Annotated in this window: 17 protein-coding genes and 1 pseudogene; 10 read left to right on the top strand and 8 right to left on the bottom strand. The window is 61.7% G+C overall.

Going from position 1 to position 20,809, the window contains the following annotated elements; translation table 11 throughout:
- Nucleotides 1-16 precede the first annotated feature (16 nt).
- From AC0Z8Z_RS14925 to hutG, 7 genes are all read left to right on the top strand, one after another.
- On the top strand, nucleotides 17-868 hold the full coding sequence (locus AC0Z8Z_RS14925) for an ABC transporter permease (protein ID WP_074890829.1): 852 nt from the start codon (nucleotides 17-19) through the stop codon (nucleotides 866-868).
- Nucleotides 865-1,749, top strand: a complete 885-nt coding sequence (locus AC0Z8Z_RS14920; protein ID WP_485619623.1) for a quaternary amine ABC transporter ATP-binding protein — start codon at nucleotides 865-867, stop codon at nucleotides 1,747-1,749. Before AC0Z8Z_RS14925 ends, AC0Z8Z_RS14920 begins: the two co-directional genes overlap by 4 nt.
- A 13-nt stretch (nucleotides 1,750-1,762) precedes the next feature.
- Nucleotides 1,763-3,412, top strand: a complete 1,650-nt coding sequence (gene hutH / locus AC0Z8Z_RS14915) for a histidine ammonia-lyase (RefSeq protein WP_485619622.1) — start codon at nucleotides 1,763-1,765, stop codon at nucleotides 3,410-3,412.
- The gene (hutH, locus tag AC0Z8Z_RS14910) at nucleotides 3,409-4,959 is read left to right on the top strand and encodes a histidine ammonia-lyase (protein WP_485619621.1); all 1,551 of its coding nucleotides are present in this window, start codon (nucleotides 3,409-3,411) and stop codon (nucleotides 4,957-4,959) included. Before hutH (AC0Z8Z_RS14915) ends, hutH (AC0Z8Z_RS14910) begins: the two co-directional genes overlap by 4 nt.
- A 101-nt stretch (nucleotides 4,960-5,060) precedes the next feature.
- Nucleotides 5,061-6,455, top strand: a complete 1,395-nt coding sequence (locus AC0Z8Z_RS14905; protein WP_485619620.1) for an amino acid permease — start codon at nucleotides 5,061-5,063, stop codon at nucleotides 6,453-6,455.
- 172 nt (nucleotides 6,456-6,627) lie between these two features.
- Entirely contained in the window at nucleotides 6,628-7,833 is a 1,206-nt protein-coding gene (gene hutI / locus AC0Z8Z_RS14900; protein WP_485619619.1) for an imidazolonepropionase, read from the top strand.
- 13 nt (nucleotides 7,834-7,846) lie between these two features.
- Complete coding sequence (gene hutG / locus AC0Z8Z_RS14895) at nucleotides 7,847-8,650, top strand: N-formylglutamate deformylase (protein ID WP_485619618.1); 804 nt, start codon at nucleotides 7,847-7,849, stop codon at nucleotides 8,648-8,650.
- Nucleotides 8,651-8,848: 198 nt separating this feature from the next.
- Here hutG and AC0Z8Z_RS14890 read toward each other — a convergent pair whose 3' ends face one another.
- Nucleotides 8,849-11,188 carry a heavy metal translocating P-type ATPase gene (locus AC0Z8Z_RS14890; RefSeq protein ID WP_485619617.1) on the bottom strand — a complete coding sequence of 780 codons (2,340 nt, stop codon included), beginning with the start codon at nucleotides 11,186-11,188 and terminating at the stop codon, nucleotides 8,849-8,851.
- Nucleotides 11,189-11,271: 83 nt separating this feature from the next.
- Between AC0Z8Z_RS14890 and cadR the strand changes: the two genes are divergently transcribed.
- On the top strand, nucleotides 11,272-11,730 hold the full coding sequence (cadR, locus tag AC0Z8Z_RS14885; RefSeq protein WP_122533975.1) for a Cd(II)/Pb(II)-responsive transcriptional regulator: 459 nt from the start codon (nucleotides 11,272-11,274) through the stop codon (nucleotides 11,728-11,730).
- A 218-nt stretch (nucleotides 11,731-11,948) separates the two neighbouring features.
- On the opposite strand, the gene AC0Z8Z_RS14880 is transcribed toward cadR, so the two are convergent.
- The 3 genes from AC0Z8Z_RS14880 to lgt form a co-directional block, all read right to left on the bottom strand.
- On the bottom strand, nucleotides 11,949-13,397 hold the full coding sequence (locus tag AC0Z8Z_RS14880; protein WP_172610408.1) for a catalase: 1,449 nt from the start codon (nucleotides 13,395-13,397) through the stop codon (nucleotides 11,949-11,951).
- Between the two features lie 183 nt (nucleotides 13,398-13,580).
- Nucleotides 13,581-14,414 carry a thymidylate synthase gene (locus AC0Z8Z_RS14875; protein ID WP_074889717.1) on the bottom strand — a complete coding sequence of 278 codons (834 nt, stop codon included), beginning with the start codon at nucleotides 14,412-14,414 and terminating at the stop codon, nucleotides 13,581-13,583.
- A 73-nt stretch (nucleotides 14,415-14,487) separates the two neighbouring features.
- Nucleotides 14,488-15,300 carry a prolipoprotein diacylglyceryl transferase gene (gene lgt, locus AC0Z8Z_RS14870; RefSeq protein WP_037016162.1) on the bottom strand — a complete coding sequence of 271 codons (813 nt, stop codon included), beginning with the start codon at nucleotides 15,298-15,300 and terminating at the stop codon, nucleotides 14,488-14,490.
- Between the two features lie 267 nt (nucleotides 15,301-15,567).
- On the opposite strand from lgt, the gene AC0Z8Z_RS14865 reads away from it, so the two are divergent.
- Nucleotides 15,568-16,314 carry an NRDE family protein gene (locus AC0Z8Z_RS14865; RefSeq protein ID WP_485619616.1) on the top strand — a complete coding sequence of 249 codons (747 nt, stop codon included), beginning with the start codon at nucleotides 15,568-15,570 and terminating at the stop codon, nucleotides 16,312-16,314.
- 133 nt (nucleotides 16,315-16,447) lie between these two features.
- On the opposite strand, the gene ptsP is transcribed toward AC0Z8Z_RS14865, so the two are convergent.
- Together ptsP and AC0Z8Z_RS14855 are read right to left on the bottom strand one after the other, a co-directional pair.
- Nucleotides 16,448-18,727, bottom strand: a complete 2,280-nt coding sequence (gene ptsP, locus AC0Z8Z_RS14860; RefSeq protein ID WP_122533979.1) for a phosphoenolpyruvate--protein phosphotransferase — start codon at nucleotides 18,725-18,727, stop codon at nucleotides 16,448-16,450.
- A 21-nt stretch (nucleotides 18,728-18,748) separates the two neighbouring features.
- Complete coding sequence (locus AC0Z8Z_RS14855) at nucleotides 18,749-19,228, bottom strand: RNA pyrophosphohydrolase (protein WP_062379340.1); 480 nt, start codon at nucleotides 19,226-19,228, stop codon at nucleotides 18,749-18,751.
- Between the two features lie 166 nt (nucleotides 19,229-19,394).
- Between AC0Z8Z_RS14855 and AC0Z8Z_RS14850 the strand changes: the two genes are divergently transcribed.
- Entirely contained in the window at nucleotides 19,395-20,051 is a 657-nt protein-coding gene (locus AC0Z8Z_RS14850) for a histidinol-phosphatase (RefSeq protein ID WP_485619615.1), read from the top strand.
- A gap of 81 nt (nucleotides 20,052-20,132) precedes the next feature.
- On the opposite strand, the gene AC0Z8Z_RS14845 is transcribed toward AC0Z8Z_RS14850, so the two are convergent.
- Together AC0Z8Z_RS14845 and AC0Z8Z_RS14840 are read right to left on the bottom strand one after the other, a co-directional pair.
- A complete protein-coding gene (locus AC0Z8Z_RS14845) occupies nucleotides 20,133-20,561 on the bottom strand; it encodes a DUF2269 family protein (protein ID WP_485619614.1) in 429 nt (142 codons plus the stop codon).
- A gap of 62 nt (nucleotides 20,562-20,623) precedes the next feature.
- A pseudogene (locus AC0Z8Z_RS14840) lies at nucleotides 20,624-20,809 on the bottom strand (threonine ammonia-lyase, biosynthetic); the annotation flags it as partial.

Here is a 20,809-nt window from a genome sequence, read left to right as displayed (position 1 = left end):
TTGATCGAGAAAACCTATGTTCCCCGAAAGCTTCACGTTCTCCATCGCCGACTGGGTCAATGACTGGGTCGACAAGCTGGTCACCAACTACGGCGACGTGTTCCGGCACATCTCCGACACGCTGCTGTGGGCCATCGTCAAACTCGAAGGCCTGCTGCGCGTTGCGCCGTGGTGGCTGCTGCTGGCCATCGTCGGTCTGATCGCCTGGCACGCGACACGCAAAATCACGACCACTGTGGTCATCGTCGGCCTGCTGTTCCTGGTCGGTGCCGTAGGCCTGTGGGACAAGCTGATGCAGACCCTGGCGCTGATGCTGGTCGCCACGCTGATCTCGGTGATCATCGGCATCCCCCTCGGCATTCTGTCGGCGCGCAGCAATCGCCTGCGTTCGGTGTTGATGCCCTTGCTGGACATCATGCAGACCATGCCCAGCTTCGTGTACCTGATTCCGGTGCTGATGCTGTTTGGCCTGGGCAAGGTCCCGGCGATCTTCGCCACGGTCATCTACGCCGCGCCGCCGCTGATTCGTCTGACCGACCTGGGCATTCGTCAGGTGGATGGCGAGGTCATGGAAGCGATCAACGCATTCGGCGCCAACCGCTGGCAACAACTGTTCGGCGTGCAACTGCCGCTGGCCCTGCCGAGCATCATGGCCGGGATCAACCAGACCACGATGATGGCGCTGTCGATGGTGGTGATCGCCTCGATGATCGGTGCGCGCGGCCTGGGCGAAGACGTGCTGGTCGGCATCCAGACCCTCAACGTCGGACGCGGCCTGGAAGCGGGCCTGGCCATCGTCATTCTGGCGGTCGTGATCGACCGCATCACGCAGGCCTACGGCCGCCCACGGCATGAGGCGAACAAATGAGCGTCGAGACTATTAATCCAGCGAGCTCGGGCAATCCGCTTGGCGCGGGCAGTCCAGATAGCACGGACGGCAAAATCGTCGTCAAGAACGTGTACAAGATCTTCGGCAACCGCGCCAAGGATGCGCTGGCGATGGTTCAGAACAACCAGACCAAGGATCAGGTGCTGGCGCAGACCGGCTGCGTGGTCGGCGTGAACGACCTGTCGCTGTCCATCTCTAGCGGCGAGATCTTCGTGATCATGGGCCTGTCCGGCTCCGGCAAATCGACCCTGGTGCGCCATTTCAATCGTCTGATCGACCCCACCAGCGGCGAGATTCTGGTCGATGGCGAGAACATCCTGACCTACGACATGGAAGCGCTGCGCAACTTCCGTCGGCACAAGATCAGCATGGTGTTCCAGAGCTTCGGTCTGCTGCCGCACAAGACCGTGATCGACAACGTCGCCTACGGGCTGACCATTCGCGGCGAGAGCAAAACGCAATGCGCCGAGCGCGCGCAGCACTGGATCACCACGGTGGGGCTGAAGGGCTACGAGAAAAAGTACCCGCATCAGCTCTCCGGCGGCATGCGCCAGCGTGTTGGCCTGGCACGGGCGCTGGCGGCTGACACCGACATCATCCTGATGGACGAAGCGTTCAGCGCACTCGATCCGCTGATTCGCGCGGAGATGCAGGACCAGTTGCTGGAGCTGCAATCGAGCCTGAAGAAAACCATCGTGTTCATCACCCACGACCTCGACGAAGCCGTGCGCATCGGTAACCGCATTGCGATTCTCAAGGACGGTCGGCTGATTCAGGTTGGCACGCCGAAGGAAATCCTCTACTCGCCCGCCGACGATTACGTTGACCGTTTCGTGCAGCGGCGCGTGGCGACTCTTTAAGGACGCTGTGGTCATGTCGCGAGCAGAACAGATCATCATCGGCGAAGGCCCGCTCAGCTGGCGGGATGTGACCGCGGTTGCCCGTCATGGCGCGACGCTTTCGTTATCGGAAGCCGCCTGGGCGCGGATCGACAATGCTCAGGCGATTGTGCAGCGCATCGTTGCCAGCGGCGAACGCGCCTATGGCGTGAACACCGGCCTCGGCGCCCTGTGCAATGTGTCGCTGGCGGGCGAGCAACTGGGTCGACTGTCACGCAATACCCTGCTCAGCCATGCCTGCGGCGTTGGCCCGGCGTTACCGGACGAGCAGACCCGCGCGATCACCTGCGCCGCGATCATCAACTACAGCCAGGGCAAGTCCGGGATTCATCGTCAGGTGGTCGAGGCCTTGCTCGCCCTGCTCAATCGACGCATCACACCGCAAGTGCCGTCCCAGGGTTCGGTGGGTTACCTCACGCACATGGCGCACATCGGCGTCGCGCTGCTCGGCGTGGGTCAGGTCAGTTACCGCGGGCAAGTGATGTCGGCGTTGCAGGCGCTCAGCGAAGAAGGCCTGTCGCCGGTGGAGCTGGGCGCAAAAGACGGGTTGTGTCTGGTCAACGGCACGCCGTGCATGACCGGCCTCAGTTGCCTGGCCGTTGCCGACGTGAATCGCCTGATGCAGTGGGCTGACGTGATCAGCGCCATGACCTTCGAGGGCCTGCGCGGCCAGCTCGACGCTTTTGACGAAACCATCATCGCGCTCAAGCCGCACCCCGGCATGCAGCAGGTCGGCAAAAACCTGCGCGGCCTGCTCGCGGGCAGTGAAGTGCTCGCCAACAGTCAGGGTATCCGCACCCAGGACGCCTTGAGCATCCGCTCGATCCCGCAGGTCCACGGCGCCACCCGCGACCAGTTGGCCCACGCAACGCGGCAGATCGAGATCGAGCTGAATTCCGCCACCGACAACCCGCTGCTGCTGGGCACGCCCAAAGCGTATCGCGTGGTTTCCCAGGCCAACCCGCACGGCCAGTCCGTGGCGATGGCCGCTGACTTGCTGGCGATCGCCATGGCCGAACTGGGCTCGATTGCCGAGCGACGGCTGGACCGGTTGATCAACCCGACAGTCAGCGGACTTCCGGCGTTTCTGGTCAGCCAGCCTGGGGTCAACTCCGGGATGATGATCACCCAATACGTCGCCGCCTCGCTGTGCGCGGAAAACCGCCAGCTGGCACAACCGGCGGTCATTGATAACTACGTGACGTCCGGCCTGCAGGAGGATCATCTGAGCATGGGCACCAGCGCCGCCTTGAAGCTGCACAAGGTGCTGGAGAACGTGACGCAGATCCTCGCGATCGAGTATTTGCTGGCCGCCCAGGCGTTCGAGTTTTTCAAGGGCCCGCGCTTTGGCGTCGGCACCGAAGCGGCGTGGCGTCTGCTGCGCGAGCGCGTGCCGGCCTATGACGAAGACCGCTGGCTGGCCCCGGACATCGCCAGCAGCGTGACCCTGCTCAAGAACGAAGAGTCATTGGAAACCGTATTCCAGCGCTGCCGCGATTACGCGGCGCAGGCTCACCCCGACACCGACAACAACGGTCGCAGCGCAAGCGCCCCCCGCGCAGGACAGGCAGGAGCCGGTTCAGCGCAGACGACCGATATCCATTCAGGAGTAGCAGCATCGTGACCGACACCCAACAGGCGACCCCGCTGAATCTGATCCCCGGCCAATTGAGCCTCGCCCAGTTGCGCGCGATTTATCAGCGGCCGGTTACGCTGACCCTCGACGCCAGCGCCAATCGGCAGATCGAAGACAGCGTGGCCTGCGTCGAGCAGATCCTCGCGGAGAACCGCACCGCCTACGGCATCAACACCGGTTTCGGCCTGCTGGCGTCGACGCGCATTGCCAGCGCCGACCTCGAGAACCTGCAGCGTTCGCTGGTGCTGTCTCACGCTGCGGGCGTTGGCGGGCCGATCAGCGATGAGCTGGTGCGCCTGATCATGGTGCTCAAGGTCAACAGCCTGAGCCGGGGTTTCTCCGGGATTCGCCGCCAGGTCATCGACGCGCTGATCGCCCTGATCAACGCCGAGGTTTACCCGCACATCCCGCTCAAGGGTTCGGTCGGTGCCTCCGGAGATCTCGCGCCATTGGCGCACATGTCGCTGGTGCTGCTGGGCGAAGGCAAGGCGCGCTACAAGGGCGAATGGCTGAATGCTGTGGAAGCACTGGCGATTGCCGGGCTCACCCCGCTGACGCTGGCGGCCAAAGAAGGCCTGGCGCTGCTCAACGGCACGCAAGTGTCGACGGCCTACGCGCTGCGCGGCCTGTTTGAAGCCGAAGACCTGTTCGCCGGCGCCCTGAGCTGCGGCGCGCTGACCGTTGAAGCCGTGCTCGGCTCCCGCGCGCCGTTCGACGCGCGCATTCATGCGGCTCGCGGTCAGCGCGGCCAGATCGATTCGGCTGCGGCCTATCGCGCCCTGCTCGGCGAAGGCAGTCAGGTTTCCGACTCCCACCGCGACTGCGACAAGGTTCAGGACCCCTACTCCCTGCGCTGCCAGCCCCAAGTCATGGGCGCTTGCCTGACCCAACTGCGTCAGGCCGCCGAAGTGCTGGCGATCGAATCCAACGCGGTGTCGGACAACCCGCTGGTGTTCGCGGCCGAAGGCGAAGTGATTTCCGGCGGTAACTTCCACGCCGAACCCGTTGCCATGGCGGCCGACAACATCGCCTTGGCCATCGCTGAAATCGGCTCGCTGAGCGAGCGTCGCATCTCGCTGATGATGGACAAGCACATGTCGCAACTGCCGCCGTTCCTGGTGGCCAATGGCGGCGTAAATTCCGGCTTCATGATTGCCCAGGTCACGGCCGCTGCGCTGGCCAGTGAAAACAAGGCGCTGTCCCACCCGCACAGCGTCGACAGCCTGCCAACCTCCGCCAACCAGGAAGACCACGTGTCGATGGCGCCTGCCGCCGGCAAGCGCTTGTGGGAAATGGCGGAGAACACTCGCGGCGTGCTGGCTGTAGAATGGCTGGCTGCGTGTCAGGGTCTGGACTTGCGCAACGGTCTGAAGACCTCCGAAAAACTGGAAATCGCCCGCACCACGCTGCGCGGCAAAGTCCCGTTCTATGAGAAAGACCGCTTCTTCGCCCCTGATATCGAGGCCGCCATCGAGCTGCTGGCTTCCAACTGCCTGAGCGACCTGGTTTCTGCTGACCTGCTGCCGAGCTTCTGATCGGGACAGGCCAGGATGGCCTGTCGTTGAAATGAGTGTGGGGGTATCGCCCCCCGCAACCGCTCGTTTCGCAGCAAAAAGTAAGACTAGGAACGTGTGAAATGACATCGCAAAACGCAACAGATCTGAAACGCGGGCTCAGCGCGCGTCACATTCGCTTCATGGCGCTGGGCTCGGCCATTGGCACCGGGTTGTTCTACGGTTCCGCGTCAGCCATCCAACTGGCCGGTCCCGCCGTTCTGCTGGTGTACATAATCGCCGGCGCTGCGGTTTACATGGTCATGCGCGCTCTCGGCGAGATGGCCGTGCGCAACCCGGTGTCCGGCTCGTTCGGCGAATACGCCACCACCTATCTGGGTCCGCTCGCGGGGTTTGTCCTCGGCTGGACCTATGCGTTCGAGATGGTCATCGTCTGCCTGGCCGATGTCACTGCGTTCGGCATCTACATGGGCTTCTGGTTTCCCGAGGTGCCACGCTGGATCTGGGTGCTCGGCATCGTCTTTCTGATCGGCGCGCTCAACCTGTGCAGCGTCAAGGTTTTCGGTGAAACGGAGTTCTGGCTGTCGCTGCTCAAGGTCGGCGCGATCATCGCGATGATCCTTGCAGGCTTCGGCATCATGCTGTTCGGCATCGGCTCGGTCTCAGGCGGCGGCGTCAGCAGCGTGAGCAATCTGTGGGCCTACGGCGGCTTCATGCCCAACGGCATCGGTGGTCTTGTGGCCTCCCTGGCGGTCGTCATGTTTGCCTTCGGCGGCATCGAAATCATCGGCATCACCGCCGGCGAAGCGCGCAACCCGGAGCGCGTGATTCCTCGCGCGATCAATGCGGTGCCGCTGCGGATTCTGCTGTTTTACGTGCTCACGTTGTTCGTCCTGATGTCGCTGTACCCGTGGCAGCAGATCGGCAGCCAGGGCAGCCCGTTCGTCCAGATCTTCGATCACCTGGGGATTTCATCCGCGGCCACCGTCCTCAACATCGTGGTCATCACCGCAGCCGTTTCGGCGATCAACAGCGACATTTTCGGTGCCGGACGCATGATGTACGGCCTGGCGATACAAGGTCAGGCACCCAAGGGTTTTGCTCAGTTGTCCGCCCAGGGCGTGCCGTGGATGACCGTGCTGGTGATGGGCGTCGCGCTGCTCTGCGGCGTTGTGCTGAATTACCTGATTCCTGAAAACGTGTTCCTGCTGATCGCTTCGATCGCAACCTTCGCGACGGTCTGGGTGTGGCTGATGATTTTGGTTACGCAGATCGCCATGCGCCGCTCCATGAGCGCAGAAGAAGTCGCCCAGCTGAAATTCCCGGTGCCGTTCTGGCCCGTCGCGCCGATCGTTGCCACATTGTTCATGGTGTTCGTATTCGGCGTGCTGGGTTATTTCCCGGACAGCCAGGCCGCGCTGGTGGTGGGGGCGGTGTGGATCGGGTTGCTGGTGGTTGCGTACTGGGTATGGGTCAAGCCGAAGCAGAACCTGAGGAAGGCAACATCAAACCGCTGATAAATGGGCTGTCATGAATGGTCCGTGTGGGAGCTAGCTTGCTCGCGAAGACTGAAGTTCAGGCGTTGGAGATTTGGCGGACACACTCGCCTCTTCGTGAGCAAGCTCACGCCCACACTTAACGCTTGCGATACCCGAAACAGGTTGTAAAACCGGACTCTTGGAGGCATCGATGAAAACGCTCTGGCACCACTGTCACGCAGCAACCATGGCGAACGGCACGTACTCGATCATCGAGGACGCCGCCATCGTGACCGATGCAGCGCAGATCATCTGGATCGGTCCTCTCCGAGACCTGCCGGACCAGGGCGACATCAAGCGCGTCGACCTGAACGGCGCGTGGGTGACGCCCGGCCTGATCGATTGCCATACCCACACGGTGTTCGGCGGTAACCGCAGCGGTGAGTTCGAGCAGCGTTTGCAGGGCGTCAGTTACGCGGAAATCGCCGCAGCCGGCGGCGGTATCGCCAGCACAGTGCGCGCCACCCGCGCCGCCAGTGAGGAAGAACTCTACGCCAGCGCCGAGCGTCGCTTGATGCACCTGCTCAGGGACGGCGTGACCACGATCGAGATGAAATCAGGCTACGGCCTGGACCTCGCCAGCGAACGCAAGATCCTGCGGGTGATTCGCCAACTGGGTGAAAACCTGCCGGTCACCGTGCGCAGCACTTGCCTGGCCGCCCACGCCCTGCCGCCGGAATACAAAGACCGCGCCGACGATTACATCGCCCATATCTGCAGCGAAATGTTGCCCGCGCTGGCGGCGGAGAATCTGGTGGATGCGGTCGATGCGTTCTGCGAATTCCTGGCGTTTTCGCCGGCGCAGGTCGAGCAGGTGTTCATCACCGCCGGCCAGTTGGGGCTGCCAGTGAAGCTGCACGCCGAGCAATTGTCTTCGCTGCACGGCTCGAGTCTGGCGGCGCGTTATCAGGCACTGTCGGCTGATCATCTGGAGTTCATGACCGAAGAAGACGCCATCGCGATGGCGGCCTCAGGCACGGTCGCCGTCTTGCTGCCGGGGGCGTTCTACTTCCTGCGCGAAACTCAATTGCCGCCGATGGATGCCCTGCGCAAACACGGGGTGAAGATCGCCATTTCCACCGACCTCAATCCGGGCACGTCGCCGGGCCTGTCGCTGCGGCTGATGCTGAACATGGCCTGCACGCTGTTCCGCATGACGCCGGAAGAAGCCCTGGCTGGCGCCACAGTTCATGCGGCTCAAGCGCTGGGCATGGCCGAAACCCATGGCTCGCTGGAAGTCGGCAAAACGGCGGATTTCGTCGCCTGGCACATCGAACGGCCTGCCGACCTGGCCTACTGGCTGGGCGGCGATCTGGACAAACGCGTCGTGCGTCATGGCGTGGAACGCACTCTCTAATCAGGGGAATACTGTGGACAAGGTTCTGAGTTTCACTCGCGGTCGCGTACCGCTGCTGATCAGCATGCCGCACCCGGGACTGCACCTGACGCCCGTCGTGCGTGACGGTCTGGTGGACGAGGCCGTGAGCCTGCCGGACACCGATTGGCACATTCCGCGTCTGTATGACTTTGCGTCTGATCTGGGGGCAAGCGTGCTCTCGGCGGAATATTCGCGCTTCGTCATCGACCTTAATCGCCCGTCCGACGACACGCCGCTGTACGCGGGCGCGACCACCGGGTTGTTCCCGTCGACGCTGTTTGAGGGCGATCCGTTGTTCAAAGAGGGTTTGGCGCCGAGCAAGGAAGAACGCGCGACTTATCTGGAGAAGATCTGGACGCCGTACCACGACACGCTGCGCAACGAGTTGGAGCGCCTGCGCGCGGAGTTCGGTTACGCGCTGCTGTTCGATGCGCATTCCATTCGCGGGCACATCCCGCATCTGTTTGACGGTCGGCTGCCGGACTTCAACCTCGGGACCTTTAATGGTGCGAGCTGCGATGAAGCGCTGGCCCGGCGTCTGGATTCAACCTGCGCCGCGGCGAAGAACTACAGCCATGTGCTCAACGGTCGTTTCAAGGGCGGCCACATCACCCGCCACTACGGCGACCCGGCCAACCATATCCACGCCGTGCAACTGGAACTGGCGCAGAGCACGTACATGGACGAGTTCGTGCCGTTCCACTACCGCCGTGATCTGGCCGAGCCGACGCAAGTGGTGTTGAAAGGTTTGCTGGAAGAAATGATCGCATGGGGGCGGGAGAAGTACGGGAAGTAGGCCTGGGTTGATGATTTTCTTGGTGGGACCGGCTTTAGCCGGGAAGAGGCCAGTTTGAGCGCCATCAATTTTGCGGCATTGCACCTGACGCCTTCCCGGCTAAAGCCGGTCCCACTGGATGCGCACGTGGCGTTAGTGGGACCGGCTTCAGCCGGGAAGAGGCCTGCCTACGCACCATCAGTCTCCTGATGGTGAGCGTCACTTCTTCAACAACCGCAACCCGTTGAACACTACCAACAGACTCACGCCCATGTCGGCGAATACCGCCATCCACATGGTCGCCATACCGGCGAAGGTCACCGCCAGAAAGATCAGCTTGATCACCAGCGCCAGCGCGATGTTCTGCTTGAGCACTGCTGCGGTGTCCCGCGACAGCCGAATGAAGGTCGGGATCTTGCGCAGGTCGTCGTCCATCAGCGCCACGTCGGCGGTTTCGATGGCGGTGTCCGTGCCCGCTGCCGCCATGGCAAAACCGATCTCCGCCCGGGCCAGCGCCGGCGCATCATTGATGCCGTCGCCGACCATGCCCACTCGGTGGTTCTTCGCATACAGAGCTTCGATGGCTTGCAGCTTGTCGGTTGGCATCAGATTGCCCTGGGCCTGATCGATGCCCACCTGAGCAGCGATGGCCTTGGCCGTGTGCGGGTTGTCACCCGTCAGCATCATCGTCTTCACGCCCAGCGCATGCAGTTGCTCGATGGCCTCGCGGCTGCTGTCCTTGACCGTGTCGGCGACCGCAAACAGCGCCAGCGGGCCGGAGGCGTCGAACAGCAGCACCACGGTTTTGCCTTGGCTTTCCAGCGCTTCAAGTTGCGCTTCCAGTTCCGGCGAGCAATACCCGGCGTCATGCACCAGACGGTGGTTGCCCAAGTGGTACAAACGCCCTTGTACTTCGCCCTTCACGCCAAGCCCCGCAAGGGCTTCGAATGCTTCAACCGGCAGCCGGGTACCTTCCTGCGCGGCCTTGGCAATGGCTTGAGACACCGGGTGATCCGAGCGACCGGCCAGGCTCGCCGAGATCGCCAGCGCTTGCTCGCCCAACGACGTATCGAGCAACACGTAATCGGTCTGCACCGGCTTGCCATGGGTAATGGTGCCAGTCTTGTCGAGGGCAAGGTAATCGAGCTTGTGCCCCTTCTCCAGGTACACGCCGCCCTTGATCAGGATGCCTTTGCGCGCCGCCGCCGCCAGGCCGCTGACGATCGTCACCGGCGTGGAAATCACCAGCGCACACGGGCACGCAACCACCAGCAGCACCAGCGCGCGATAGATCCAGTCGAACCAGACCGCGCCCATGAACAGCGGCGGAATGATCGCGATCGCCAGCGCCAGTGCGAACACCGCAGGTGTATAGATTTTTGAAAAGCTGTCAACGAATCGCTGGGTCGGCGCGCGCGCACCTTGGGCCGCCTCGACGGCATGGATGATCCGCGCCAGCGTCGAGTTGTTGGCGGCGGCGGTCACTTTGTATTCCAGCGAACCGGCCTGATTGATGGTGCCGGCAAAAACCTTGTCGCCGACGGTTTTCTCGACCGGCAGGCTTTCACCGGTAATCGGCGCCTGATCGATGCTCGACTGGCCGGCAACCACTGCACCGTCCAGCCCGATGCGCTCGCCCGGTTTGACCCGGACGACGCTGCCCAACGCAATATCCTTGACCTCAAGCTCGAGCCACTCGCCGTTCTGCTGCACGGTGGCGGTTTCCGGCGTCAGCTGCATCAGGCCGCCGATGGCGTTGCGGGCACGGTCCAGGGACTTGGCTTCAATCAGCTCGGCAACAGTGAACAGAAACATCACCATCGCCGCTTCCGGCCACTGCCCGATCAGCACCGCACCGGTGACCGCAATGCTCATCAGCGCGTTGATATTCAGATTGAAGTTTTTCAGGGCGATCCAGCCCTTCTTGTACGTGGTCAGGCCGCCGCTGAAAATGGCGATCAGCGCAACGATGGCGACCACCCACGTTGGCGCGGCGTTGGTGAAATGGATGACCTCCGCAGACAACGCAGCGACACCCGACAGCGCCAGCGGCCACCACGGTTTGTTCGCAGGCGGCAGCGACGCGGTTTCCTTGTCGGCGCCCTCCTCGATCAGGTCCGCCTGCATGCCCAGCGAGCCAATGGCGTCGCGGATGGGATCGGTGGACGGCAACTCGTGCCACACGCCCAGCACGCGGTTGATCAGGTTGAATTCAAGCTTCTGAATGCCCTTCATTTTGCCGAGTTTATTCTGGATCAGCGTCTGCTCAGTGGGGCAGTCCATGGCTTCGATGCGGAAGCTGCTGAGCTGACCCTCAGCGTCTGACGCGCCATCAATGGTCACGACGGCCGGTGCGCTGTCATGGGAGCAGCAGGCATGGGCGGCATGGTCGTGTTTCTGCACGGGCGTGAGTTTGGACTGCCCGTGGTCGTGACCGGCATGATCGTGATCGGCGTGGTCATGGGCGGAATGGTCATGGCCAGCGTGCTCGTGCTCGGCATGGTTGTGCGAGTAGTGGCCAGGCTTGTGCGGGGAAGGTGTGTGTACAGAGTCACTCATGGGTTGAGTCTCTAAGTGTGCGTGTTGCCAAGTGAACACCCTGTAGCCACTATAGGGTCAAGCGTCCTATCGAGGTCTTGCGCATGAACCCTTCATTTAAAATCGGCGAACTGGCGAAACTCACGGACTGCCCGGTGGAAACCATCCGCTATTACGAGCGTGAAGGCCTGCTTAGCGAACCCGCACGCAGCGACGGTAACTATCGGCTGTACACCCAAGAGCACGTCGAGCGCCTGACTTTCATCCGCAATTGCCGCAGCCTGGACATGACGCTGGACGAGATTCGCAGCCTGCTCGCACTGCGCGACAGTCCCCGGGACCAGTGCGAAAACGTCAACGCGCTGATCGACGAACACATCCAGCACGTGAACGCCCGCGTTGCGAGCCTGCAAGCGCTGCAGGAGCAATTGGTGGACCTGCGCCAACGCTGCAGCGAAGGCGCGCCGGATCACTGCGGCATACTTGATCGACTGGAAATCAGCGGCAGCGTCGTAGCCGCGGACGTCGAACACTCCCACGTAGGCCGCAGCCACGGGCATTGACTGGTTAGTGGGACCGGTTTTAGCCGGGAAGGGGCCATTGGGGGCAACATCACTTTCGCGGTGTGGCATCCGACGCCTTCCCGGCTGAAGCCGGTCCCACAAGGGATATGCGGTGTGTCAGTGGGACCGGCTTTAGCCGGGAAGGGGCCATTGGGGGCAACATCACTTTCGCAGTGTGGCATCCGACGCCTTCCCGGCTGAAGCCGGTCCCACAGGGATCAGGCGTTGTGAATACGCTCAACCGCAGCCGCCACACCAATCCCGTACTCAGGATCGGCCATCGAGCAGTGTTCGATGTGCAGCTGGATAATCGGCGCCGACACGCCGCGCAGCGAGCGGGCGGTGTTGTCGAACAGCGACTGTTTCTCCCGGGCGTTCATTAGGCGGAACAGGTTGCCTGGCTGTGAGTAGTAGTCGCCATCCACGCGGTGGTTCCAGTGAGCGGCCGCGCCTTCGATGGACAGCGGCGGCTCTCTGAAATCCGGCTGTTCCTGAAATGCGCCCTTGGTGTTCGGCTCGTAAGAGGTCATGCCCCCACGGTTGCCGTCGACGCGCATCAGGCCGTCGCGGTGGTAGCTGTTCACGTGCAGCGCCGCCCGTGGCGAGTTCACCGGGATCTGGTGGTGGTTGACGCTCAAACGGTAGCGCTGCGCATCGCCGTAGGAAAACAGCCGACCCTGGAGCATTTTGTCCGGCGAGAAGCTGATGCCAGGCACCACGTTGGAAGGCGCAAATGCCGCCTGCTCGACGTCCGCAAAGTTGTTCTCCGGATTGCGGTTCAGCTCGACCACGCCCACTTCAATCAGCGGGTAATCGCCCTTCGGCCAGACCTTGGTCAGGTCGAACGGGTTGATCGGATACGAGCCCGCCTCTTTCTCCGGCATGATCTGCACGAACAGCTTCCAGCGCGGGAAGTTGCCCTGCTCGATGTTTTCGTACAGGTCGCGGTGATGGGACTCACGGTCACGTCCGACCAGTTCCTGCGCTTCGGCGTCGCTCAGGTTGGCGATGCCTTGTTGCGAGACGAAGTGGAATTTGACCCAGAACCGCTCGTGCTGTGCGTTGAGGAAGCTGTAAGTATGGCTGCCGAAACCGTGCATTTCGCGGTAACTGCGGGGGATGCCGCGTTCGCTCATGACCACGGTCACCTGGTGCAGCGCTTCCGGCAGTTGAGTCCAGAAGTCCCAGTTGTTTTCAGCACTGCGCATGCCGGTGCGTGGGTCGCGTTTGACGGCGTGGTTCAGGTCAGGAAACTTCATTGGGTCACGCAGGAAAAACACCGGCGTGTTATTGCCGACCATGTCCCAGTTGCCTTCCTCGGTGTAGAACTTCATCGCAAAACCGCGAATATCCCGCTCGGCGTCAGCCGCACCGCGCTCGCCGGCAACGGTGGAGAAGCGGGCGAACATTTCAGTGCTCTTGCCGATTTCAGAAAAGATTTTTGCGCGGGTGTAGCGGGTGATGTCGTGGGTGACGGTGAAGGTGCCAAACGCGCCAGAACCCTTGGCGTGCATGCGACGCTCAGGGATGACCTCACGATCGAAATGGGCGAGCTTCTCGAGGAACCAGACATCCTGCAGCAGCGCGGGGCCGTGGGGGCCAGCGGTCTGGATATTCTGGTTATCGACTACAGGGGCGCCAAAAGCGGTCGTCAGTTTGTTGCTCATGCGTGTTTCTCCACCAAGGATACTGGCGGGCGACCTCTGCTGAGGCCGCCCTGTGTCTGTCCGATGGGGAGAACGATAGGGAAATCGACGCGTTTAAGCTCATTGTCACTGCGCACTGAGCGGATAGAGGATTTCAATCGATTGCCGATTGATCAATAGCCTCCGCTCATGAGCGCAGCCGGATCACACCGCTACGGGCGCCTTGATGCTCGGATCCGCGTCATAACCCACGATCTCGAAATCTTCGAATCGGTAATCGTAGATGCTCTCCGGGCGACGCTTGATGTTCAGCTGCGGCAGCTGTCGAGGCGTGCGAGTCAGCTGGGTCGCGATTTGCTCTTCGTGGTTGGAGTAAGCGTGGGTGTCGCCCAGGCTGACGATGATCTCGTGGGGGATCAGGTCGCATTGCTGAGCCAGCATGTGGGTCAGCAGCGCCAGCGCGGCGATGTTGTACGGCAGGCCGAGGAAGACGTCGGAACTGCGGATGTACAACTGCATCGACAGCTTGCCGTCGGCCACGAAGGCTTGGTACAGCAAATGGCACACCGCAAGGGCCTGGCGCCCGGCCTTGACGTTTTCCTGGGGCGACAGCTTCTCGTCCGGCAGGTATTCGGTATTCCAGCCATGGAACAGGATGCGGCGGCTGTTCGGGTTGTTCTTCAGGCAGTCGACCATGTAGTCGATCTGGTTGATCTTGCCGCCGTCCTTGGTCGGCCAGCCGGTCCACTGCGCGCCGTACACCGGGCCCAGGTCGCCGTCTTCGGTGGCCCACTCGTCCCAGATGGTCACTCCGTTTTCATTGAGCCACTTGGTGTTGGTGTTGCCGCTGAGCATCCAGATCAGTTCGTTGGCGATGCTCTTGAAGTGCAGTTTTTTGGTGGTCAGCAGCGGGAAGCCATCGGCCAGGTTGTGGCGAATCTGCCGACCGAACACGGCAGTGGTGCCGGTCCCGGTGCGGTCGCCCTTGCGGGTTCCGTTATTGATGACGTCCTGCAGCAGCTCAAGGTATTGCTTCATGACCAGAGGTCCTCTGATTCGGTGAATCCGCCGAACCCTTCAGGCCCGGCGTTCAGCAGATGTAACCGGCGCGTCACGCCGCAGCGTTGTTGGCAGCGGGCGCGCGGTGGTAGGCAAGCCAGATCAGCACCAGACCGCCGATGATCATCGGCAAGCTGAGGATCTGCCCCATGGTGACCCAGCCCCAGGCCAGATAACCCAGCTGCGCGTCCGGTACCCGAACGAACTCCACAACAAAGCGGAAGATGCCGTAGAACAGGGCGAACATGCCGGACACGGCCATGGTCGGACGCGGCTTGCGGGAATAAAAATAGAGAATGGCGAACAAGGCCACGCCTTCCAGCGCGAACTGGTAGAGCTGGGACGGGTGGCGCGCCAGCTGCGCAGGATCGCTGTAGGGCGGGAACACCATGGCCCAGGGCAGATCAGTCGGTTTGCCCCACAGTTCGGCGTTGATGAAGTTGCCGATGCGCCCGGCGCCCAGACCAATCGGCACCAGTGGCGCGATGAAGTCCATGAGCTGGAAGAACGACTTGCCGTTGCGCTTGCCGAACCAGTACGTCGCGATCATCACGCCGATGAAACCGCCGTGGAAGGCCATGCCGCCCTTCCACACTTCGAAGATCAGCAGCGGGTTGGCGATGTAATTGGGCAGATCGTAGAACAGCACGTAGCCGAGACGCCCACCGACAATGACGCCCATGGCGACCCAGAAAATCATGTCCGAGAGTTTTTCCTTGGTCCACGTCGGGTCGAAGCGATTAAGCCGACGGGATGCCAGGTACCAGGCACTGCCGATACCGACCAGATACATCAGGCCGTACCAGTGAATTTGCAGCGGACCGATGGCCACAGCTACCGGGTCAATCTGCGGGTAAGGCAGCATTGCGACTCCTTGAAATAGAAGCGCTCATTGAGCGACGAAGCAGAACTATGCGGCGGCGGCGGCAGGTCATGCCACCCAATAATCATGAAATCTGGTGTAAGGCGACTGCGAAGGGAAACCCGCGAGCCGATGATGTCACCACAGCTCGGTGGGGCATCTCTCAAAAACAGAGTGCGGCATGTTACCGGACCGCGCCGATCCGCTCTAGCAGCGTGCGATGGATGTCGGCGTGCGGGGTGGGTAAAGTGGCGAAAAAAGGAGTCATCCATGTGCCTTATCGTCTTCGCCTGGCGGCCGACGCACGCGCAGCCGCTGATTCTGGCAGCCAATCGCGACGAGTTCTACGCGCGCCCTACGTTGCCGCTCGCGCAGTGGGAAGAAGCGCCACAGATCTATGCCGGACGCGATCTTGAAGCGGGTGGAACGTGGCTGGGGATCAATGCTGACGGACGATTCGCAGCGCTCACCAACATCCGCGACCCAGGCAAGCCGCCAGGCCGTCGTTCGCGGGGGGAATTAGTCGCCGGTTTTTTAAACAATGAAGTTGCGATTGACGATTATTTGCGTGGTGTCGCCGCGCGTTCGGCGGAGTACGGCGGATTCAACGTGCTGGTAGGTGATCGTGAGCAGTTGCACTTCCTCAACGGGAACGATCCGACACCCCGCCGACTGGAAGCAGGCATCTACGGAGTGTCCAACGCCGGACTCGACACGCCGTGGCCCAAGCTGGTGAAGGCCAAGGCTGCCCTGTCTGATCATTTGGACAATCCTGATCCCGAAGCGCTGTTTGGCTTTCTCAGCGATCACGCGCCTGCGCCAGACGCTGAACTGCCAAGCACCGGCGTTGGGCTTGCGACGGAGAAGCTGCTGTCGAGCGTGTTCATCGCCAGCCCCAATTACGGCACGCGAGCGAGCACGGTGTTGCTGGTTAATGCGGATGGCAGCCGGCGACTTATCGAGCGCAGCTTTGGGCCGTATGGCGGGAGATTGGGAGAAGTGGACCTGCAGGTTTAGCCTGCATCAAGGTTTTAGTAGGACCGGCTTTAGCCGGGAAAGCGTCCTGTGTCACGCCCAACATCTTAGGGTGTTCAAGCCGGCCTCTTTCCGGCTGAAGCCGGTCCCACCAGGAGCAGCGCAGCGCCAGCCCTCAATGCCCTTTCACAGACCCCGGATTGATCATCCGCGACAGGCCCAGATTCCTCAGCGCCAGCTGCAACGAGCTGCTGATGACTTGCGGGTTGTCGTTCTTCATCAGTTGGGCCAACAGATCCTTGGCCATGCTCAGGTTGATCTGACGCAGCATCCATTTCACTTTCGGCAAGTTGGTGGCGTTCATCGACAGGCTGTCAAAGCCCATCGCCATCAGCAGCACCGCCGCCGCAGGATCACCGGCCATCTCGCCGCAAATGCTAACCGGCTTGCCTTCGGCGTGGGCATCACGCACCACGCTCTGCAAGGCCTGGAGCACCGCCGGATGGAGATAATCGTACAAATCCGCCACGCGCGGGTTGTTACGGTCGACCGCCAGCAGATATTGAGTCAGATCGTTCGAACCAACAGACAGGAAATCCACCTGACGCGCCAGCTCACGGGTCTGGTAGACCGCTGCCGGTACTTCAATCATCACGCCCACCGGCGGCATCGGCACGTCGGTGCCTTCATCGCGCACTTCGCCCCACGCCCGGTGAATGAGGTGCAGCGCCTCTTCGGTCTCGTGGGTGCCGGAGATCATCGGCAGCAGAATCCGCAGGTTGTTAAGGCCCTCGCTCGCTTTGAGCATGGCGCGGGTCTGCACGAGGAAGATTTCAGGATGATCCAGCGTCACGCGGATGCCGCGCCAGCCGAGGAACGGGTTGTCTTCCTTGATCGGGAAGTACGACAGCGACTTGTCGCCGCCGATGTCCAAAGTTCGCATCGTCACCGGCAATGGGTGGAATGCCGCCAATTGCTCACGATAGATGGCGAGCTGTTCCTTCTCGCTCGGGAAACGCTGCTGAATCATGAACGGCACTTCGGTGCGGTACAGGCCAACGCCTTCCGCGCCCCGTTGTTGCGCGCGGGCCACGTCCGCCAGCAGACCCGTGTTGACCCACAGCGGCATGCGGTGTCCGTCGAGGGTCACGCAGGGCAATTCACGCAGCGCGTCGAGGCCTTGAGAAAGCTGACGCTCCTCTTCGACGACGACGGAATACTGTTTGATCAGAATCTCGGACGGGTTGGTGAAGACCTCGCCGTGATAGCCGTCGACGATCAGCTGGATGCCGTCGACTTTCGAGTACGGCAGGTCCACCACGCCCATGACCGTGGGAATGCCCATGGCCCGGGCGAGAATGGCGACGTGGGAGTTACCCGAGCCGAGTACCGAAATCAGGCCCACCAACTTCCCTTCCGGCACCTCGCCGAGCATGGCGGGGGACAGCTCTTCGCTGACCAGAATGGTGTTGTCGGGATAAACCAGTGTTTGCTGGCGCGCTTCCTGAAGGTAGGCAAGCAGGCGGCGACCGAGGTCTTTGACGTCCGATGCACGTTCGCGCAGGTAGGCGTCGTCCATCAGCTCGAAGCGTTTGACGTGCTCGTTGACCACCGAGCGCAAAGCGCCCTGGGCCCACTGGCCGGTCTTGATGACGTTGGTGACTTCACTGCCCAGCGACGCATCGTCAAGCATCATCAGGTACACATCAAACAACGCGCGTTCTTCTGGGCGCAACTGTGTCGCCAACTTCGCCGAAAGGGTGCGCATGTCATTGCGAACGCCTTCAAGGGCAGTCTGGAACAACTTGAGTTCAGCGGTGATATCAGAGACGGTTTTGTCCGGCACAACTTCGAGGTCGGCCGGCGGCAGCATGACCAGGGCAGTACCGACCGCAGCGCCCGGCGAACCCGGCACGCCGACAAATCGGGCTTCCTGAATGCCCTTGCCCTGCCGACCCAGCCCGCGAATGGAGCCGGTGGCTTCCGCATGGGCGATAACGCCTGCGAGTTGCGCGCTCATCGTCACGAGGAAGGCTTCTTCGCCCTCGTCGAACTGACGGCGCTCCTTTTGCTGGATAACCAATACGCCCACTACCCTGCGGTGGTGGATGATCGGCGCGCCGAGGAACGACGCGTAACGCTCTTCACCGGTTTCAGCAAAGTACCGATAGCGAGGGTGGTCGGCGGCGTTTTCGAGGTTCAGTGGTTCTTCACGTGTACCGACCAGACCCACGAGGCCTTCGTTCGGGGCCATGCTCACCTTGCCGATCGAGCGCTTGTTCAGGCCTTCGGTCGCCATGAGTACAAAGCGGTTGGCTTCAGGGTCGAGCAGATAGACCGAGCAGACCTGGCTGCTCATGGCCTCTTTGACGCGTAACACAATAATGCCCAACGCCGCCTTGAGATCCTTGGCGGAGTTAACTTCCTGGACGATCTTGCGCAGCGTATTGAGCATGGCTCGGGGTCGAACTCCGTGTCAGTCGCGCGCCAACAGGCGCGGGGCAAGCTCTTTGAGTGCGCGGCGATATACCTCGCGCTTGAATGTCACCACCTGGCCCAACGGGTACCAATAACTGACCCAACGCCAGCCATCGAACTCCGGTTTGCCGGTCAAATCCATCCGCACCCGCTGCTCGTTGGAGATCAGGCGCAGGAGAAACCATTTTTGCTTCTGGCCGATGCACAGCGGTTGGCTGTGGGTACGGACCAATCGTTGCGGCAGACGATAGCGCAACCAACCCCGGGTGCAGGCAAGAATTTCAACATCATGCCGTTCCAGCCCGACTTCTTCATTCAATTCACGGTAAAGCGCGTCTTCCGGCGTCTCTTGAGGGTTGATACCCCCCTGCGGAAACTGCCAGGCGTCTTGATTGATGCGCCGAGCCCATAAGACCTGACCAGCATCATTTGTCAGAATTATCCCGACATTAGGGCGAAAACCATCGGGGTCGATCACGGCTACAACCTCGCAAACGCATGTCGCCGCATTGTTCCACAAAGATCGTGAAGGCAGCAACGAGGCTGCGACAGCTTATCGTGACAACTGCATTAATAGATGCGATCTCTCGAGCAAACCTCGTATTCTTGTGCTCTTTTTTCTGATATTTCAGCGAGTAAAGCTCATGCGCCTGGCCCTCTTCGACCTCGACAACACCCTTCTCGGCGGCGACAGCGACCACGCCTGGGGCGATTACCTGTGCGAACGCGGCATCCTGGACGGCGCGGCCTACAAGGCACGCAACGATGCTTTTTATCAGGACTATCTGGCCGGCACGCTGAACCTGACCGACTACCTGAATTTCAGCCTGGAGATTCTGGGGCGCACCGACATGGCGCAGCTCGACGAATGGCACCGGGAATTCATGCGCGATTGCGTCGAGCCCCTGATCCTGCCAAAGGCCATGGCCCTCATCGCCAAGCACCGCGACGCTGGCGACAAACTGGTAGTGATCACGGCGACCAACCGTTTCGTCACCGCGCCGATCGTGGCCCGACTGGGCATCGACACGCTGCTGGCGACCGAGTGCGAAATCGTCGATGGCCGCTACACCGGGCGGACCACTGACGTGCCGTGCTTCCGCGAGGGCAAAGTGACCCGCCTGAACCGCTGGATCGAGGAGAACGGTTTCAACCTGGACGACAGCTGGTTTTACAGTGACTCGATGAACGATTTGCCATTGCTGGAGCAGGTGGTGAACCCGGTGGCGGTCGATCCTGATGAAAAGCTGCGCGCCGAAGCCACCCGTCGCGGCTGGCCGGTGATTTCACTGCGCGGTTGAAAGCCTTCGCGAGCAAGCTCGCTCCCACCGTTCTTTATCGGCGGGAACATCTGCGCTGGCGTCCGTTTGGATGACTGAGATTTAGACCGGTTTGGCGCCCATCAGACCGGCAATCGCCACGAAGCAGACGACGCTGAAGATGGCCAGCGCCAGGGTGAAGCGGGAGTTACCCACGATGACCGGCCGGCGCAGGCGATTGACCCGCACCGCCAGCCAGGCCCAGCTCAAGGCGCCGAAGAGATACAGCACACTCGCCGCCAGCAGCCAGGTCTGTCCCAGCGGCCAGCCGGCGTAGTGCACCAGCCACCAGCCGCTGATCGGCAGGGTTAGCAGGCATACGCCCATCAGCACCCAGACGAATGCCCACGGCCGTTGCATGGCGCGGTTCTGCACGGTCACATCACCGGCCCGACGACCACGGACGATCCACACGACCAGCCCCAGCGCGCAGATGAACAGCAGCACCGTGCTGACGACGTGCAGGATTTTCAGTGCAGCGAAGTGTTCCATTGTGTCGTGTCCCTGTGTCTGGCGGTGTTTGAAGCGTAGCAGCCGGTCGCATGCCGCTGCCGTTATCCCAGAAACAGCTTGTAAGCCGGATTCCTGGTCTCGTCCCAGTACGGATAGCCAATCTCCGCCAGCGCCTGCGGCACCAGATGCCGCTCATCCTCCGGCACCACCAATCCGGCCACCACACGCCCGTCTGCCGCGCCATGGTTGCGGTAGTGGAACATCGAAATATTCCACTTCCCGCCCAA

It is taken from the genome of Pseudomonas sp. 1L-C-7-B-C1, from assembly GCF_057291635.1.
The sequence above is the reverse complement of the archived record's forward strand: the minus strand, read 5'-3'. Positions and strand labels throughout refer to the sequence as shown.

Bases quoted from the DNA above. Each gene is read 5' to 3' on its own strand.
- AC0Z8Z_RS14865 (WP_485619616.1), top strand. From the start codon at position 15,568: ATGTGCCTTATCGTCTTCGCCTGGCGGCCGACGCACGCGCAGCCGCTG.
- AC0Z8Z_RS14890 (WP_485619617.1), bottom strand. From the start codon at position 11,188: ATGAGTGACTCTGTACACACACCTTCCCCGCACAAGCCTGGCCACTAC.
- AC0Z8Z_RS14920 (WP_485619623.1), top strand. From the start codon at position 865: ATGAGCGTCGAGACTATTAATCCAGCGAGCTCGGGCAATCCGCTTGGC.
- AC0Z8Z_RS14880 (WP_172610408.1), bottom strand. From the start codon at position 13,397: ATGAGCAACAAACTGACGACCGCTTTTGGCGCCCCTGTAGTCGATAAC.
- AC0Z8Z_RS14875 (WP_074889717.1), bottom strand. From the start codon at position 14,414: ATGAAGCAATACCTTGAGCTGCTGCAGGACGTCATCAATAACGGAACC.
- ptsP (WP_122533979.1), bottom strand. From the start codon at position 18,727: ATGCTCAATACGCTGCGCAAGATCGTCCAGGAAGTTAACTCCGCCAAG.
- AC0Z8Z_RS14905 (WP_485619620.1), top strand. From the start codon at position 5,061: ATGACATCGCAAAACGCAACAGATCTGAAACGCGGGCTCAGCGCGCGT.
- hutH (WP_485619622.1), top strand. From the start codon at position 1,763: ATGTCGCGAGCAGAACAGATCATCATCGGCGAAGGCCCGCTCAGCTGG.
- AC0Z8Z_RS14925 (WP_074890829.1), top strand. From the start codon at position 17: ATGTTCCCCGAAAGCTTCACGTTCTCCATCGCCGACTGGGTCAATGAC.
- AC0Z8Z_RS14845 (WP_485619614.1), bottom strand. From the start codon at position 20,561: ATGGAACACTTCGCTGCACTGAAAATCCTGCACGTCGTCAGCACGGTG.
- hutI (WP_485619619.1), top strand. From the start codon at position 6,628: ATGAAAACGCTCTGGCACCACTGTCACGCAGCAACCATGGCGAACGGC.
- cadR (WP_122533975.1), top strand. From the start codon at position 11,272: ATGAACCCTTCATTTAAAATCGGCGAACTGGCGAAACTCACGGACTGC.
- AC0Z8Z_RS14850 (WP_485619615.1), top strand. From the start codon at position 19,395: ATGCGCCTGGCCCTCTTCGACCTCGACAACACCCTTCTCGGCGGCGAC.
- lgt (WP_037016162.1), bottom strand. From the start codon at position 15,300: ATGCTGCCTTACCCGCAGATTGACCCGGTAGCTGTGGCCATCGGTCCG.